15 protein-coding genes are annotated in these 15292 nt (G+C 68.8%); 12 read left to right on the top strand and 3 right to left on the bottom strand.

The window, feature by feature from the left end:
* Positions 1–78: 78 nt before the first annotated feature.
* The 9 genes from G4D85_RS00905 to G4D85_RS00865 all read left to right on the top strand — a co-directional run bounded on the left by G4D85_RS00905 (position 79) and on the right by G4D85_RS00865 (position 9252).
* Complete coding sequence (locus G4D85_RS00905; RefSeq protein ID WP_164006962.1) at positions 79–1191, top strand: efflux RND transporter periplasmic adaptor subunit; 1113 nt, start codon at positions 79–81, stop codon at positions 1189–1191.
* 48 nt (positions 1192–1239) lie between these two features.
* Positions 1240–4368, top strand: a complete 3129-nt coding sequence (locus G4D85_RS00900; protein WP_164006960.1) for an efflux RND transporter permease subunit — start codon at positions 1240–1242, stop codon at positions 4366–4368.
* A 161-nt stretch (positions 4369–4529) separates the two neighbouring features.
* Positions 4530–5993, top strand: coding sequence for a TolC family protein (locus tag G4D85_RS00895; protein WP_164006958.1), 1464 nt, complete (start codon positions 4530–4532; stop codon positions 5991–5993).
* A gap of 118 nt (positions 5994–6111) precedes the next feature.
* Positions 6112–6858: a dienelactone hydrolase family protein gene (locus tag G4D85_RS00890; protein WP_164006956.1), complete on the top strand. Its 747-nt coding sequence runs from the start codon at positions 6112–6114 to the stop codon at positions 6856–6858.
* A gap of 62 nt (positions 6859–6920) precedes the next feature.
* The gene (locus G4D85_RS00885) at positions 6921–7295 is read left to right on the top strand and encodes an ArsR/SmtB family transcription factor (RefSeq protein ID WP_240358998.1); all 375 of its coding nucleotides are present in this window, start codon (positions 6921–6923) and stop codon (positions 7293–7295) included.
* Positions 7282–7842: an SRPBCC family protein gene (locus tag G4D85_RS00880; RefSeq protein WP_164006952.1), complete on the top strand. Its 561-nt coding sequence runs from the start codon at positions 7282–7284 to the stop codon at positions 7840–7842. Before G4D85_RS00885 ends, G4D85_RS00880 begins: the two co-directional genes overlap by 14 nt.
* Positions 7821–8243 (top strand): DoxX family protein, encoded by a 423-nt coding sequence (locus G4D85_RS00875; RefSeq protein WP_240358997.1) that lies wholly within the window; start codon positions 7821–7823, stop codon positions 8241–8243. Before G4D85_RS00880 ends, G4D85_RS00875 begins: the two co-directional genes overlap by 22 nt.
* Positions 8240–8677, top strand: coding sequence for a DUF1801 domain-containing protein (locus tag G4D85_RS00870; protein WP_164006950.1), 438 nt, complete (start codon positions 8240–8242; stop codon positions 8675–8677). Before G4D85_RS00875 ends, G4D85_RS00870 begins: the two co-directional genes overlap by 4 nt.
* Positions 8678–8682: 5 nt before the next feature.
* Positions 8683–9252 carry a DUF1801 domain-containing protein gene (locus G4D85_RS00865; RefSeq protein ID WP_164006948.1) on the top strand — a complete coding sequence of 190 codons (570 nt, stop codon included), beginning with the start codon at positions 8683–8685 and terminating at the stop codon, positions 9250–9252.
* A 129-nt stretch (positions 9253–9381) separates the two neighbouring features.
* Here the strand turns inward: G4D85_RS00865 and G4D85_RS00860 are convergent, their stop codons facing one another.
* Entirely contained in the window at positions 9382–10296 is a 915-nt protein-coding gene (locus G4D85_RS00860; RefSeq protein WP_164006946.1) for an NmrA family NAD(P)-binding protein, read from the bottom strand.
* 105 nt (positions 10297–10401) lie between these two features.
* On the opposite strand from G4D85_RS00860, the gene G4D85_RS00855 reads away from it, so the two are divergent.
* The gene (locus G4D85_RS00855) at positions 10402–10953 is read left to right on the top strand and encodes a TetR/AcrR family transcriptional regulator (RefSeq protein ID WP_164006944.1); all 552 of its coding nucleotides are present in this window, start codon (positions 10402–10404) and stop codon (positions 10951–10953) included.
* A 148-nt stretch (positions 10954–11101) separates the two neighbouring features.
* Here G4D85_RS00855 and G4D85_RS00850 read toward each other — a convergent pair whose 3' ends face one another.
* A complete protein-coding gene (locus G4D85_RS00850) occupies positions 11102–11998 on the bottom strand; it encodes an AraC family transcriptional regulator (RefSeq protein ID WP_164006942.1) in 897 nt (298 codons plus the stop codon).
* A 202-nt stretch (positions 11999–12200) separates the two neighbouring features.
* Between G4D85_RS00850 and G4D85_RS00845 the strand changes: the two genes are divergently transcribed.
* The gene (locus G4D85_RS00845; RefSeq protein ID WP_205525374.1) at positions 12201–12944 is read left to right on the top strand and encodes an SDR family oxidoreductase; all 744 of its coding nucleotides are present in this window, start codon (positions 12201–12203) and stop codon (positions 12942–12944) included.
* 87 nt (positions 12945–13031) lie between these two features.
* Here the strand turns inward: G4D85_RS00845 and G4D85_RS00840 are convergent, their stop codons facing one another.
* Complete coding sequence (locus tag G4D85_RS00840; protein ID WP_164006940.1) at positions 13032–14786, bottom strand: tetratricopeptide repeat protein; 1755 nt, start codon at positions 14784–14786, stop codon at positions 13032–13034.
* Between the two features lie 189 nt (positions 14787–14975).
* Between G4D85_RS00840 and G4D85_RS00835 the strand changes: the two genes are divergently transcribed.
* A complete protein-coding gene (locus G4D85_RS00835; protein ID WP_164006938.1) occupies positions 14976–15263 on the top strand; it encodes a hypothetical protein in 288 nt (95 codons plus the stop codon).
* Positions 15264–15292: the final 29 nt, after the last annotated feature.

Here is a 15292-nt window from a genome sequence, read left to right as displayed (position 1 = left end):
GACTGACCAGAAAACCAATTCAGTCACTCAGTGCCGGACTCCAGTGAGGCGCCCGGCCCCGCAACGAGGAACGAAGCGATGAAGATGCCCTTGAAAGCAGCAGCGGTCGTGGTGGCGGTGGTGGCGGCGGGGTGTGGCGGTGGCGGCAAGCCCGTCGTCCCGCCCTCTGCCGCGCAGGTCGTCCAGAAGCCGGTGGGCGTCCGGGCCGTCACGCCGGCCACCCAGCTCGAGTCGAGCGTCCTGCAGGCCACCGGCAGCGTGCGCTCCAAGCAGTCGGCGACGCTGAGCGCGCAGGCGTCCGGCGCCCTCACGCGCGTCACCGTGAATGTGGGCGACAGGGTGAAGCGTGGCCAGGTGCTGGCGCAGCTCGACACCTCCAATGCGCGCATCGCCGCCGACCAGGCGCGCGCCGCCAAGGCCGCGGCCGACGCGGCTTTCGACGGCGCGACGACGGAGGTGGAGCGGGCGCGGGTCCTCGCGCAGTCGGGCAGCCTCGCGCGCGCCGCTCTCGACAAGGCCGAGGTGGGCCATCGCCAGGCGCAGGCCCAGGCCGCGCAGGCGGCCGCGGCCCTCGCCAACGCGCAGGAGGTCCTCCGCGATGCCTCCCTCACGGCCCCTTTCGAAGGTGTCATCACCAGCCGCAGCCGCAACGAAGGCGACTACGTGTCACCGGGCACAGCCATCTTCGGCCTCGTCAACACGCATGCGCTCGAGGTGCGCGCGGCCGTGCCCGAGGCGTTCGTGGACCGCGTCAAGGTGGGCACCGTCGTCAAGGGCTCCCTCAACCCCTCCGGCGCTCCCTTCGAGGCGCGGGTGACGAGTCTGGGCGCCACCATCGACGAGCAGACGCGCACCGTCGAGGTGCTCGCGGAAGTGCTGCCGGCGAAGGACGAAGGGGTGCGGATGCGCGCGGGCGCCCTCGTGGAGCTCGACTTCTCGGCCACGGTGGCGTCCGACGGTGCGCCGGGACAGGCAGGGCTCTTCCTGCCCGCGCAGGCCGTCAATGCCAAAGGCCAGCAGGGCTTCGTCTGGGTGGTGCAGGACGGCAAGGCGCAGCGCCGTGACGTCAAGGTGGAGCGCGTGCTGCCCGGCTTCGTGCGCGTGGTGCAGGGGCTCGGCTCCGAGGAGCGCGTCGTGGCCGACGCAAGCCTGCAGCTCCAGGACGGCGCCGCACTCCAGGTCGTCCAGTAGTCCGGCCCGTCTTTCCATTCCACTCACTCTCCACCGCACGCCACCCACATGCTCCAGACCTTCATCAAGCACTCTGTCTTCACCGTCATGCTGATGGCGGCGGTCGTCGTCTTCGGCCTCTTTGCCTTCCCGCGCATCGGCGTCGACCAGTATCCCAACGTCGACATCCCCGTCGTCACCGTCACCACCTTGATGCCGGGCGCGGACCCCGAGTCCGTCGAGAAGAACGTCACCACGCCGCTCGAAGAGGCGCTCAACACCGTCAACGGCGTGGACGAGCTCAACTCCATCAACCTGGAGAACGTCAGTCAGGTGACCATCAGCTTCAAGCTGGGCACCGACGTGGACGTGGCGGCCCAGGACGTGAGAGACCGCGTGCAGGCCACGCTGCGCTCGCTGCCGGATGACATCGAGACGCCCGTCGTCGAGAAGTTCGACATCGGCGCGGCGCCCATCCTGACGCTGTCCCTCTCCGGCTCGCTGCCCATCGAGGAGCTGACGCGCGTGGCCGAGGACGTGGTGAAGCCCTCGCTGCAGAGTCAGGCCGGCGTGGGCAGCATCAGCGTGGTGGGCGGTCGCGAGCGGGAGATTCAGCTGGTGGTCGACCCGCAGCGGCTGCGCGGCTACGGGCTGGCCATTGGCGACGTCAGCCAGGCCCTCCAGGCGCAGAGCGTGGACCTGCCCGGCGGACGCGCCACGCAGGGAGGCCGCGAGCGAATCGTTCGCCTGACGGCCGAGGCGCGCAGTGTGGGGGAGATTGGCAACATCATCCTCGCCAGCCCCAACGGCACGCCGGTGCGCGTGCGTGACGTGGCGGCGGTGGTGGACGGCGCGCAGGAAGCGCGCGGCCTGGCCCGCTCGGACACGGGCACCGCCCTCGCCCTCGTGGTGCGCAAGCAGTCGGGCGCCAACACGGTGCAGGTCGCCGAGAGCGTCAAGGAGTCGCTCGCGGAGCTCAACGCCGAGCTGCCCCAGGGCGTGACGGTCAGCACCATCAGCGACAACTCCACGAGCATTCGCGCCTCCATCCACGGGGTGCAGGTGGACATGCTGCTCGGCGGCGTCCTCTCCGTCCTCATCGTGCTCGTCTTCCTGCGCAACCTGCGCTCCACGCTCGTGGCCGCCATCGCGCTGCCGGTGAGCGTCATCGGTACCTTCGCGGTGATGGCGCTCCTGGGCTTCACCTTCAACCTCATCACCATGCTGGCGCTGACGCTCTCCATCGGTCTGCTCATCGACGACGCCATCGTGGTCATCGAGAACATCGTCCGCCACCTGGAAGAGGGGAAGACGCCCATGCAGGCGGCGCTCGAGGGCACCCAGCAGATTGTCATCGCGGTGCTCGCGGTGACGCTCGCCGTCGTGGCCGTGTTCATCCCCGTGGCCTTCATGGAGGGAACGATTGGCCAGTTCTTCTACCAGTTCGGCGTCACGGTGGCCGTGGCGGTGCTCATCTCCTACGCGGTGTCGATGACGCTCACGCCCATGCTCGCCAGCCGCCTGCTCAAGAGCCACGGCCACGGCCCCACCAACCGGGTGAGCGCCGCCATCGAGCGCGCGCTCGTGGGGGTGGAGGCCTGGTACCGCCGCGTCCTCGGCCGCGTGCTCGAGCGGCGGGGCCTCGCCATCGCAGTGGCCGTTGGCGTGCTGGTGATGACGCTGGGGATGGCTCGCTTCCTCAAGTTCACCTTCATCCCGACCTCCGACAACGGCGCGGTGCGCGTGACGCTCGAGCTGCCCGTGGGCTCCACGCTCGAGGACACCGAGCGTGAGCTCGGCTCCGTGGCAGCGCAGGTGCGCACCCTGGAGGGCGTGAAGGAGACGTTCAGCACGGCCGGCGGCGGCACGCTCGAGGAGGTGCACAAGGGCGAGGTGCTGGTGAACCTCATGCCCCGCAAGGAGCGCGACTTCGACCAGGAGGCCTTCAAGGTGCGCCTGCGCGGCGTGTTGCCGCAGCGTCCCGGAGTGATGCTCTCCGTCCAGGACGCCTCCGGCTCCGGCGGTGGCGGCCGCACCCAGCAGGTCCAGTACGTGCTGCGCGGCACGGACTGGCCCCAGGTCGTCGCCTCCAGCGAGAAGCTGCTCGCCGTGATGAAGTCCAACCCCGGCCTCACCGACGTCGACACGACGTTCCGCAGTGGCAAGCCGCAGTACGACGTGCGCATCGACCGCGAGCGCGCCGCGAAGTTGGGCGTGCCGGCCGCCCAGGTGGGCGTCGCCCTGCGCGCCTATCTGGGCCGCGACGAGTTCATGACGTACCGCGAGGGCGGCGAGACGTACGACGTGAAGCTGCGCCTGCCCGATGCCACGCTCGCCTCCGAGGAGGCGCTGGGACAGCTCACCGTGCGCAACTCGAGCGGGCAGTTGGTGGAGCTGCGCAACGTGGCGAGCATCATTCCTTCCGAGGGCCCGGTGCAGATTGACCGTCAGAACCAGAAGCGGCAGATCACCCTGCTCGCAAACCTCGCGCCCGACTACACCCTGGGCGAGGGAATGAGCTTCCTCACGGCGCAAGCCGAGAAGGAGCTGCCCCAGGGAGTGGTGGGGAGCTTCGCCGGCAACGCGAAGGAGATGGGCAAGACGGCCGCGGCCTTCGCCACCGCGCTGGGGCTGGGCATCCTCCTGCTGTACATGATTCTGGCGGCGCAGTTCGGGAGCTACATCCACCCCTTCACCATCATGGTCTCGCTGCCCTTCGCGCTCATCGGCGCCATCGGGGCGCTGCTGCTGTCGGGCAACGCCATGTCGATGATTGCCCTCATCGGCATCATCATGCTGATGGGCCTGGTGGTGAAGAACGGCATCCTGCTCGTCGACTTCACCCAGCAATTGCGCGACGCGGGCAGGAGCGCACGCGACGCACTGCTGGAGGCCGCCCCGGTGCGCCTGCGCCCCATCCTCATGACGACCATCGCCATGGTGGCCGGCATGGTGCCGGTGGCGCTCGCCAAGGGGGATGGCGCCGAGACGCGCGTGCCCATGGCGCTCGTCATCATCGGCGGCCTCATCAGCTCCACGGTGCTGACGTTGGTGGTGGTGCCCGTTGTCTACTCGCTGCTGGACGGGCTCTCCGAGCGCTTCAGCCGACGCAAGAGTGACGCGCATGCCGCGGATGCGGAGGTCGCGGTGGCCTCCGGCGCGGTGAGCGGCAACCTCCTGGAAGAGGGCTCCCACTGAAGCAGAAGCCCGCGCGTCGCTGACGGCGGGAGCGAGCGCCGTGCCCTCGCTCCCGCCACCTCTTTCCACCCAGCTCCGAGGTCCACGCTCCGGTCCCCAGGGGACCGCAACGCACCTCGTGTGTCCTCTCACTCCCTGACGTCTTCACCTCGGTCTCCTCCATGCTCATCCGTGCTCTTCTCTCCAGCGTCCTGCTGACCCAGGCCCCCAGCGTCTCCGCCACTCCAGGACGCGTCCTCACGTCCCAGTCGGCTCCCGCCACCACCGACGCGCCGATGCAGGAGCCCACTCCCCAGGCGGCCTCCAGCGCCTCCGGTGTGCTGAAGCAGGACTCCAGCACCGGGGCGACAGTGCCCACGGCTTCGGCGTTCCCGCTGCTCACCTTCGAGGAGGCCATTGCCCTCGCGGAGAAGCAGAACCCCGGCCTCGACGCCGCCCGCGCCCGGCTCCAGCAGTCCCGGGAGCTCGGCAACAAGGCCTGGTCGGGTTACCTCCCCAGCATCACCGCGAACGGCTCGTACATCCGGAACCCGGAGGAGCTGACGTTCTCCCTGCCTGGTGCTCCGGCGCCCATCACCCTGCAGAAGCAGCATCAGCTCTCCGGTCAGCTCTCCGCGCGGCAGGCAGTGCTCGTCCCCTCGCTGTGGCCGGCCATCCAGAATGCCTACCTGGGTGAGCGGGTGGCGGCGCTGACGGCGGAGAACACCCGCCGCGAGACGCTCTTCGCGGTGGCCCAGGCCTATCTCGGCGCCGCGAGCCTGCGGGAGTCCGTGGCGGTGCAGGAGCAGCTCCTCGAGGTCCGCCGCGGCTTCGAGCGAGACGCCGAGGCGCGCTTCGAGGCCGGCGACGTGGAGCGGCTGGCCCTCCTGCGCGCGACGCTGGACCGCAAGCAAGCCGAGCAGGAGGTGGTGCGAAGCCGCAACGCCTACGCCACCGCGAAGAGCGCCCTGGCCGCGCTCCTCGGGCGGCCGGTGGACTTCGAGGTGGCGCCGCCCCAGGTGGCGACTGTGGCAGTCCCTCCCGAGGCAGGCGATGTGTCCACCGCGGAGAAGACGGCACTCGACCGACGTCCGGACGCCGCGTCAGCGCGCCTCAACGTGGACCTCGCGCGCGGCGGCCGCCGGGAGGTGCTCGCCGAGTACCTCCCCAACCTGTATGCCACCGGCAACTACTCGACGACGAACACCGCCGGCCTCACCGGGGTGTCGTCCACCTGGACGGTGGGACTGGCCCTGTCGTGGACGCTGTTCGACGGCGGGCTGCGCGAGGCCAACCTGCGCGAGTCCTCCGGGAAGATTGCCGAGGCGAACGCCAACCTGCGCGGCGCCGAGGAGAAGATTCGCGACGAGGTGCGCAAGGCCCGCGGCGAGCTGGGGAGCGCGGAAGCCAATCTCAGCACTGCCGAGGAGCGGGTGAAGCTGGCGTGGGAGAGCGCGCGGCTCGCGAAGCAGAGCTTCGACGCCGGGGCCTCGACGTACCTTCAGGTGACGGATGTCAACGCGACGCTCGCGAGCGCCCAGATGTCCGCCGTGGCCGAGGCCCTCAACGTGCAGCTGTCACGCCTGGCCCTGGCGAGGGCGATGGGCCTCTTCGACCCCACCGGCAACTCCCTGGTGCCTCGGTGAGGAGCGCGTCCAGGGTGGACACGTCGCTGCGCCGTGTTCGTCTGCCCTGAACGTTTCGGGCTCCGCAAGGTGACGGTGCAACTCGCCAGCTGACACCGGGGACGGGCAGACTCCTCCCATGCCCGACGAGTACCGCTTCCGCGTGGACGGTCACATCCCCGTCCTCAAGGTGCACTACGAGCCCCGGCCCAGCCCCGCCGTCATCGTGCTGCACGGGCTGTTCTCGAATGCGGACGCGCAGCGCTGGGAGCTGGAGGCGCTCGCGAAGTGGGGCATGACCGCCGTCGGCATGGACGCCCCGCACCATGGCGCCCGGCGCGATGGCTGGCTCGACGGGATGCCTTCGCTCGGCCCGACCGACTACCACGCGCGCCTGCTCTACTTCGTCCGCGAGGCCATCCCCGAGGTTTCACGGGTCATCGACCATGTGGCAGGGGAGGGCCACGGGCCCATCGGGCTCGCGGGTGTGTCGTTCGGCGCGTACACGGCGCTGGCCGTGGCGGCCCGGGACTCTCGCGTCCAGGCGACGGTGTCCATTCTTGGCTCTCCGGACTGGACGCCCCGGGATGGCTACGTCACCGATGAGCTGCGCTGGCTGATGCAGGACGCACCCGTCCACCGTCCGTGGGACTGCGCGCGCAACCCGCTGCTCCTGCTGAACGCGGGGAAGGACACGCTCGTCCCCGCGCATCAGTCCCGGGACTTCGCGCACCGCCTCTGGGGGGAGTTTCCCGGGCTGGGCTCGCACGTCGGACACCACGAGTACCCGCATTCGGACCACTACATGCGGGCGGAGGACTGGAACGACGCCTGGGGCCGGGCGCTCGGCTTCCTGCGGCGCACCCTCTACCGTGCCGCCACCTGAGAGTGGGGAGGGCCACCTGGTTCGCGTCATATGTCTTGACGGGAATATGAACGCTCAGTTATATGTCCGTCGTGGAATCCACGTTCACCATCGTCGCTGAGCCCAACAGACGGGCCATCTTGAGCCTGCTGCTCTCGTCGGAGCGCTCCGTTGGCGAGCTCGAGCGCGAGCTTCGACTGTCGCAGCCGTCCGTCTCCAAGCACCTGCGAGTGCTGAGAGAGGCTGGGTTCGTGGAGTCACGAATTGAAGCGCAGCGGCGCCTCTATCGACTGAGACCGGAGCCGCTCATGGAACTCGATGAATGGCTCGTTCCCTTCCGGCGCTACTGGTCAAAGCACGTCGATGCCCTGGAACGACACCTGGACAAGATGGACGAGGTGCCCTCGCTGGAGAAGGTGCCCTCTGTGAAAGGAAAGAAGAAACATGAGCAGCCGTGAGCAATACGCGCCGGGCGCCGCTTCTGGCGCCGAGGTTCGAAAAGAGGGAGAGAAGTGGACGCTCGTCCTCGTTCGCGACCTCCGCCACCCTCCTGAAAAGGTCTGGAAGGCGATCACGGAGCCCGAGCATCTGCGCGAATGGGCTCCGTTCGATTCTGACCGGAGCCTCGGTACCGTTGGCACCGCGAAGCTCTCGGCAGCGGGGGCGCCGACGCCGGTTGTCTCCGAGAGCCAGGTGAAGCGGGCTGACGCGCCCAAGGTGCTCGAGCTCAGCTGGGGGGGACAGGACATGCGCTGGGAACTGGAGCCGCAGGGCGCCGGCACCCGGCTCACGCTCTGGCACAACATCAACCGTGGCTTCATCTCGATGGGCGCCGCGGGCTGGCACATCTGCTTCGATGTGCTGGATCGGCTGCTCACCGGTCAGCCCATTGGACGCATCGTCGGCGCCGAGGCCATGAAGTTCGGCGGCTGGCAGCGATTGAACGCCGAATACGCAAAGCAGTTCGGCGTGGAGACCCCCTCTTGGCCCTCGCGCTCGACATGAACATGCCCCGCTCCAAAGGAATCGTCCTCGGCTTCTGGATTGTCACCGCGCTCTTCTGCCTGCAGATGGGCTTCACCGCCTACGCGCAGCTGAGCCTGCCGCAGGTGGCGGAGGCGTTCACCCACCTCGGCTTCCCCGCCTACTTCCGGGTGGAGCTCTCGTGGGCCAAGCTCCTCGGCGTGGCGCTGCTGCTTGCGCCGGTGCCGGCGCGGCTCAAGGAGTGGGCCTATGCCGGCTTCGCCATCAACCTCGTCTCTGCGCTCATCGCCCACCTCGCGGTGGGCGATGGCCTGGAGGTGTGGGTCTGGGCGGCGGTCACCGGCGTGCTCTGGGGACTCTCGTACTTCTTCTGGCGCCGCCTGGAGGCCACGCCAGCTGGAACGTCCAGGGTGACAACATGAAGAAGTCGGGCGAGAGCCAGGAGCCGTCGGCCTCGGAGCTCATCTCGAAGAAAATCGCCGAGCTCGGGGGTTGGCGCGGGGAAACCCTCAGCAGGATGCGCAAGCTCATCAAGGAAGCAGACCCGGACGTCGTCGAGGAGTTGAAGTGGATGGGCACTCCGGTCTGGTCGCACGACGGCATCATCTGCACTGGCGAGTCCTACAAGAAGGCCGTGAAGCTGACCTTCATCAAGGGCGCGTCTCTGATGGACCCGGCCCGCCTCTTCAACTCGAGTCTCGAGGGAAACGCACGCCGCGCGATCGACATCCACGAAGGAGAGGAAGTTGACGCGTCCGCCTTCAAGGCGCTCATTCGCCAGGCGGTCGCCCTCAACAGTGCTGGCAAGAAGTCGAAACCTTCGAAGACGGCGAAGAAGCGCTCCACCCTGGAGTGAACCCAATGGTCGGCAAGACATCCAAGAAGTCGGCGAAGGTCGCAAAGAAGGCCGCCGCCAAGCGAGGCGCTACGAAGGCTGCCAAACCGCGCAAGGCGGTCGCCAGGTCATCTGCCCGCAAGCCCACGAAGGCCGCCACCGCAACCAGGAGCAAGGGCCCCGCGGTGGCCGCAAAGCCTGTCCTCCTCTCTGGCGGCAATCCTCAGATTGCGAAGGGCTACGGCGACGCTCCCGTGCAGGCCTTCATCGCGGCCATGCCGGGCTGGAAAAGCGACGTCGGGCGCCGCCTCGATGCGCTCATCGTGCGCACCGTCCCCAGCGTGAGCAAGGCGGTCAAATGGAACTCGCCGATGTACGGAGTCGAGGGCCAGGGCTGGTTCCTCGGCATCCATTGCTTCACGAAGTACGTCAAGGTGGCCTTCTTCCGCGGCATGTCGCTGCGTCCTGTCCCCCCCGGCGAGTCCAAGCAAAAGGAAACGCGCTACCTCGACATCCGCGAGGACGACAAGCTCGACGAAGCCCAGTTCGCCGCCTGGGTGAAGCAAGCCAGCCAATTGCCCGGCGAACGAATGTAAGCGGCCAGTGCGAGGTGCGTGCGTGGTGTGAGCGGATGCCAGCGCCACCACGCGCCCCCGCTGCGGGCGCGCCCCGGGCCGGCGCAAAGCCGGAGTAGGTGAACACAGGGGACAGGTTCAGGCCGGCGGTCAGGTCAGCTCGCGACGCTGGCGCGCCCAGGTCTCGAAGCTCGTGGGCGAAAGGCCGTAGGAACGCGCGAGCTCGGGTCGTGCCAGCACCGGGGCGACGTTCATGTACGTCAGGCCTCGCGCCACGCCGGGATGCAGGCCGGCCGCGACGGCCTCCTCGACCGTGCCGGACTGGACGACGTACTCCTTGCCGTCGAGGCGCGAGAGGACCTCGGCGACCTGAGGAAGCGTGAGCAGGTCACCCGCGAGCTGCAGCGTCACTCCGTTGAACGTCGCGGGAGCGTTGATCGCCGCCGCGCCCGCCTTGCCGATGTCCTCCGGCGCGACCAGCGCGATGGGCAGGTCGGTCCTGATCACCGTGAGCAACCGGCGCCCGTCGACGAAGCAGGCGGGATCCAACATGGGTTGATCCATGAAGGTGGCGGGCAGGATGAGGGTCCAGCTCTTGAAACCCGCGTTGCGTACGAGGTCGCAGGTGGCAAGCTTGTTCTCCCAGTACTCCTCGTGCGACTTCCAGCGCCCCTCCGCCCAGCCCTCGACGTTGCGGTGGTCGCCGACACCGGACGTCGCGGTGTGCACGAACGTCCCGACGCCTTCGGCAAGCGCGGCCTCGACGAGGTTCCTCCCTTGCTGGCGCTCCTTGCTGTAGTCGACACCGGTCGCGGAGAGGATCGGCGACTGCATCGAGAAGACCGCCCGCGCCCCGGCGCAGGCGGCGCGCAACGACGCCGGCTCGTCGAGGTCCCCGACGACCACCTCGGCGCCAGCCGCCGCGAGGGCCTTGGCGTTTGGCGCCTCTGGATTGCGCACCATCACGCGCACCGAGGTGCTGCCTTCGGCCAGCAGCGCCCGGGCGGTGGCGCCGCCCTGCCGCCCTGTGGCGGCGGTGACGAGAACGGGAGCGGTGCTGCTCATGGGCAGCTCCTTTCGTAAGTGGGGGACCCCACCGTTTATTTTCGTGGTTGAATATGGAGGGGTACCCCGTTTGTCAAGGAAGGTTCACCTGAGGAGAACATCGCAGTGGAGCGTGTGAAGCCGTTGCGAGCGGACGGGCGACGCAACCGGGAGCGGATTGTCGCGGCCGCCGCGGAGCTGGTCGGCAGGGATGGCGCACAGGCGTCGCTCGAGGAGATCGCGCGGCGCGCGGGGGTAGGCTCGGCGACCCTGCACCGGCACTTCCCGTCGCGGCAGGCGCTGTTGGAGGCGGTATTCCGCGATGGCGTCGCGCAGCTCTGTGCGCGGGCAGCCGCGCAACCGGGCGAGGACCCCGTCTCCGAGTTGGCGACCTGGCTCGAGGAACTGACGGTCTACACGGCGACCCACCGCGGGCTCGCCGCTGCGCTGCTGACCGGCCCGGATGGCCTCTCGGCCGAAGAAATCTGCTGCACCGACATGCTGCTCGAAGTGTTGAACGTTCTGGTGGCACGGGCGCTATCGGCGGGCGCGATTCACGCTGGCGTCACAACGGAGGACCTGATGATGCTGGCGAACGCGATCGCCGTCGCCAACGAAGACGAGCCGCTCACCGCGCGCCGGGTGCTGCGCCTCGCGCTCACCGGCCTACGGCCGTGAACGCAGCGAGAGCGCCTCCTCTCGGCCTCCGCTGCGAGAGCAGCGCTCGGCTTCGCCACCGCGCTCTGGAGTCGCTGGGGGACTCGAGAGGTGCCGAGTGCAGCACGGTGTCCCACGCTCGACGCCTGCTGCGCGAGTACCCGCGCTACTACATTGCCCGCGCATAGCGGCCCGGAGACTGGCCCACGTGTCGACTGAACGCCGTGCTGAAGGTGCTCGCCGAGCTGTACCCGACGCGCTCGGCGACCTCGGCGATGGCGAGTTCCCGGCGGCGAAGCAGCCCCCTCGCAACGGCCATCCGCCAGTCCAGCAGGTACTCCATCGGGGGCAGACCCACGGTGCGCGTAAAGCGATCAAAGAACGCCGAGCGCGAGAGCGCCGCGCTCTTCGCGAGCTGCGCCACCGTCCATGGCCGCGTGAGGTGACCGTGCATCTGCCGTATCGCGGGTGCGAGCCGCGCATCCGCCAGGCCGCGCAGGAGCCCCGGAGGCGCGTCGTCGCTCGAGGTCGACCGCAGCGCCTCGATGAGCAGTAGCTCCACGAGCCGCGTGAGCACGAGGTCGCGGCCCGAGCGCTGCTCGCTCGTCTCGTCGCCGACGAGTCGTACCAGCACGGAGAGCCGCTCCACGCCGCGCACGTGCACCAGGGCCGGGAGCAATGACACCATCAGGGCCGCGTCAGGCGAGTCGAAGACGAAGTAACCGCCGAGCAGGCGCACGTCGGGACGGCCGCCACGCGTGCCGTAACGCACCTCACCCTTCGGAGAGGGCGTCACCTTGGGGTCGATGCGCTCGGGGGTCACCGGCTCGAAGCCGGACATGGTGAAGCCCGGCGTCGCCGGCAGGAGTACGAAATCGCCCGCCTCGAGCGTGAGGGCGGGCTGGCCGTCGACAGCGAGTCGGCAGCGCCCTTCGAGCACGGCACAGAAGCTCGGCTGGCCAAAGTCCGAGTAGCGAACACCCCAGCGGCCCGCTCCGCTGATGCCCTTCGAGAAGACGGCTCGTGGCTGAAGCAGGGCGATGACTTCCGAGAGCGGGTCGGTCATGGCCGGACTCTAGCAAAAGAAATACGGACCATACGTGGTGGAGAGTCCTGTCGGCCGCAAGTACCTTGGGACCATCGACGCCGCGCGAATCGCGGCAAGGAGTCGACATGAAGGCAACGTACGGATTCCGGGCGACAATGACTGCTCTTCCGGGAAGAGGCGACGAACTGGCTGGCCTGTTGCTCAACGCGGGAGGGTGGTCATGAAGACGGTGCTCATCACGGGTTGCTCCTCCGGCTACGGACTCGAGACCGCGCGCCACTTTCACGCGCAGGGCTGGAACGTGGTCGCTACCATGCGAACGCCACGCGAGGACGTCCTCCCTCGTTCGGACCGGCTGCGCGTGGTGCCGCTCGACGTGACGAAGCCCGAGAGCATCGCGGCGGCGCTGGAGGCGAGCGGGCCCATCGACGTGCTCGTCAACAACGCGGGCATCGGGCTCATGGGGGCCTTCGAGGCCACGCCGATGGCCACGGTGCGTGACGTGTTCGAGACCAACGTCTTCGGGGTGATGGCAATGACGCAGGCGGTGCTGCCCCGGTTTCGCGCACGCAGGTCGGGAGTGGTCGTGAACGTGACGTCCAGCGCGACGCTGGCGCCGATGCCGCTGGTGGCTGTGTATACCGCGAGCAAGGTGGCCATCGAAGGGTTCACGGCGTCGCTCGCGTTCGAGCTCGAGGCCTTCAACCTGCGCGTGAAGCTCGTCGAGCCGGGCTATTGCCCGAGCACCCGTTTCACGAGCAACGGCGGCCCCCGCATGGAAGGGCTGTTCCCCGAGGCGTATGCGCCTTTCGCACAGCGCATCTTCGCCTCATTCGGGCAGCCGGCCGCGGTGACGCGCGAGTCCGACGTGGCCGAAGCGGTCTGGCACGCCGCGAACGACACGTCGGAGAAGCTCCGTTTCCCCGCGGGCCCCGACGCGGTTGCGCTGGTTCGGTCGGCGTGAGCAAGCGTCGCTGCATGGGGGGCATGAACGCCCCCTCCTGACGGGAAGAGACAGGCCGGGCGACACCGTTTCCAGCCAGCAGGCACCTCAACACCCGCAGCAACCACAGTCATGCCAGGGGCCGGCGATGAAGGGCTTGGGCACCATGTCCTCGGGGGAGCCGAGGTAGTAGGTGTTGCCAGAAGGGGTCCGGTCCCCTCGGATGAGGTCCCGGGCCTCCTCTTTGGCCGCCGCCGCGACGACGCCGTAGAGGACGTTCTCGTAGCCGCCGCCCGTGGCCCATACCTCGAGCGACTCGCCTTCGTCGGGCCAGGGGCGCGCCTCCACGGGAAATCGGATTGCGTCGTAGCCGATGCGGCTGGTGTGCGAGTCGCATGCGCTCGTGACGCCGAACGAGAGCGCGTACACGAACACCCGGCTGCCCTTCGCATTCAGCTCGCGGGAGCCCTGGATGCGCGCTCGCACCCAGGGACCACTGGGAAACTTGCGCCGCAGCGCCGAGGTCTCCTTCGCCAGTTGCTGCTTCTCCTTCGTATGCTCCGCGAGCGACTCCCGGTGGCTTTCCTGATTGGCCTCGTCGCTTCGCTGCATCTCCTCCAACTCCTCCGGCGTCTCATTCCCCGTTCTGTCGATTTCCGAGCTCGCCGGGCCGCAGGGCGCGCACGTGCCCAGCGAGTCGAACTTCGCGGTGCAGGCGCTTTCAGGCTCCAGGGGGGGCGGCCGGACACATCCGAAGTACATCGCCATCTCCACGGGCCCGTTCGTCTGCCGTCCGGAGGAGGCGGGGGTGGACGCGAGGGCCACCGTCTTCAGCGCGGCGCTGGCGGCAAGGGGATAGAGCTTCGCCGAGGCTGCGACGCGCGTCAGCCGCCCGAGCAGCGTGCCATCATTCGGGGTGACGAGGGAGGCGCGCTCCAGGGCCCTCGCCGCCTCGACAAAGCGGCCTTCAGGCTCTGCCTCCGCGGCGCGTGCCAGGAGCTCCTCGCGCGTGGAGGGTTTGGACACGAGGTAGTCTGCGCCCACGTAGCCCATCCTCCGCTCGGCGGCCTCCTCCGCGCTCCGGGCTGCGTCGGCGGAGAGGTCGACGATCCATACGTCCTTGGACTGGGACGTCCAAGCGACCTTCGCGAAGTCTCCCTCCAGCCCGAGCACGTCGACCGGCGTGTTCAGGACAAGCTCGGAGACGACCTTCGCCGTGCGGGAGGGACTCGCGCGCACGCGCAGCTTCGTCGCGGCGATGTACCGCTGCTCGCCCGCGGCGGCGCGGGAGCCCGAAGCCACTTCCTCCACGGGAGCAGGCTGCGCGGGAAGCCGCGAGCGACGGGCGTAGACCGCCCGCGCCTGGACGACGTCCCCGCGCGCATCATGGATGGCCGCGAGCAGGTCCCACGCTTCACGTGATGAAGCATCGAGCGCGGCCGACCGCTCGCCCCAGGCCACGGCCGCGTCCAGCTTGCCTTCGCCCAGCAGGGTGCGTGCCTGTTCGAGGCTTTGCCACGCTGTCGGAGGCGCGTCGCCCAGGTCCTCCTGGGCAACGAACCCGCCGTCACCCGGACCGCCCACGATGCGCCGGAAGGACACTCCGTCCGCGCTCCGGGTCGTGTCCGCGGCCACGACGACAGACGTCGAGATGGGCAGCGACACGGAGGGAGGCGCCTGACGGTGGGGCTCCCGGTACACATAGGCCTTGAGCGCGAGCACGTGGAGCGTGACTGGGGCCCCGGCGGCTTTCGCGCTCGGGGCTGGCACGGCAGGGGAGGGGTCGGCGCGGCGCACGCAGCCCGTCGCGCATACGGCTGCGGTGGCGGCCACGAAGAGGGCAAGGGTGCGATGGGGATTCATGAAGCCTCCAGGCACGACGGTACTCCGATTGCCAGTGCACCGGGCGGCCCATCACGTTGTGGCTCGCGCCTGGGATTTTGGGGCCTGGCGTACCAACCGCCAGAGATGGGCAGGACGAACCACTATTCAATCCCAGAATCCGAGCTATCCTCTGTGTGCCTCTCACGAGGCTTCACACCAGGAGGATGCATGCGAGGATTGATCGGAGCGCTAATGTTTGCAGGGCTGGTCGCGGGTTGCGGGGGCGGGATGGAGGAGGCCCCGGACGACGCCACGCTCCCTGCCGCTCCGCCCGAGTCCCGGGACGAGGTGAGCGCCATGGCGATGTGCAGTCACAACCAGGTCCACTATGCCCAGTACTTCTACGACAACGGTGTGAATTGCGGCCTGGCGTATCACTACTGTGACGGGAGGATTGTCGAGAGCGGGTGCACGGGGCTGCCCTTCTCCGAGTACTGGTTCTGCGGCTGTCCTTGACCTCTCTGCACGCTCGGGCGCCGCGGGCT

The sequence above is a fragment of the Pyxidicoccus trucidator genome, from assembly GCF_010894435.1.
GTDB classification, from domain to species: Bacteria; Myxococcota; Myxococcia; order Myxococcales; family Myxococcaceae; genus Myxococcus; species Myxococcus trucidator.
This window is presented reverse-complemented; position numbering and strand designations above follow the sequence as displayed.

Coding starts and splice junctions, on each gene's coding strand:
- G4D85_RS00895 (WP_164006958.1), top strand. CDS start 4,530: ATGCTCATCCGTGCTCTTCTCTCCAGCGTCCTGCTGACCCAGGCCCCC.
- G4D85_RS00860 (WP_164006946.1), bottom strand. CDS start 10,296: ATGAGCAGCACCGCTCCCGTTCTCGTCACCGCCGCCACAGGGCGGCAG.
- G4D85_RS00900 (WP_164006960.1), top strand. CDS start 1,240: ATGCTCCAGACCTTCATCAAGCACTCTGTCTTCACCGTCATGCTGATG.
- G4D85_RS00850 (WP_164006942.1), bottom strand. CDS start 11,998: ATGACCGACCCGCTCTCGGAAGTCATCGCCCTGCTTCAGCCACGAGCC.
- G4D85_RS00885 (WP_240358998.1), top strand. CDS start 6,921: ATGTCCGTCGTGGAATCCACGTTCACCATCGTCGCTGAGCCCAACAGA.
- G4D85_RS00840 (WP_164006940.1), bottom strand. CDS start 14,786: ATGAATCCCCATCGCACCCTTGCCCTCTTCGTGGCCGCCACCGCAGCC.
- G4D85_RS00865 (WP_164006948.1), top strand. CDS start 8,683: ATGGTCGGCAAGACATCCAAGAAGTCGGCGAAGGTCGCAAAGAAGGCC.
- G4D85_RS00890 (WP_164006956.1), top strand. CDS start 6,112: ATGCCCGACGAGTACCGCTTCCGCGTGGACGGTCACATCCCCGTCCTC.
- G4D85_RS00870 (WP_164006950.1), top strand. CDS start 8,240: ATGAAGAAGTCGGGCGAGAGCCAGGAGCCGTCGGCCTCGGAGCTCATC.
- G4D85_RS00880 (WP_164006952.1), top strand. CDS start 7,282: ATGAGCAGCCGTGAGCAATACGCGCCGGGCGCCGCTTCTGGCGCCGAG.
- G4D85_RS00905 (WP_164006962.1), top strand. CDS start 79: ATGAAGATGCCCTTGAAAGCAGCAGCGGTCGTGGTGGCGGTGGTGGCG.
- G4D85_RS00845 (WP_205525374.1), top strand. CDS start 12,201: ATGAAGACGGTGCTCATCACGGGTTGCTCCTCCGGCTACGGACTCGAG.
- G4D85_RS00835 (WP_164006938.1), top strand. CDS start 14,976: ATGCGAGGATTGATCGGAGCGCTAATGTTTGCAGGGCTGGTCGCGGGT.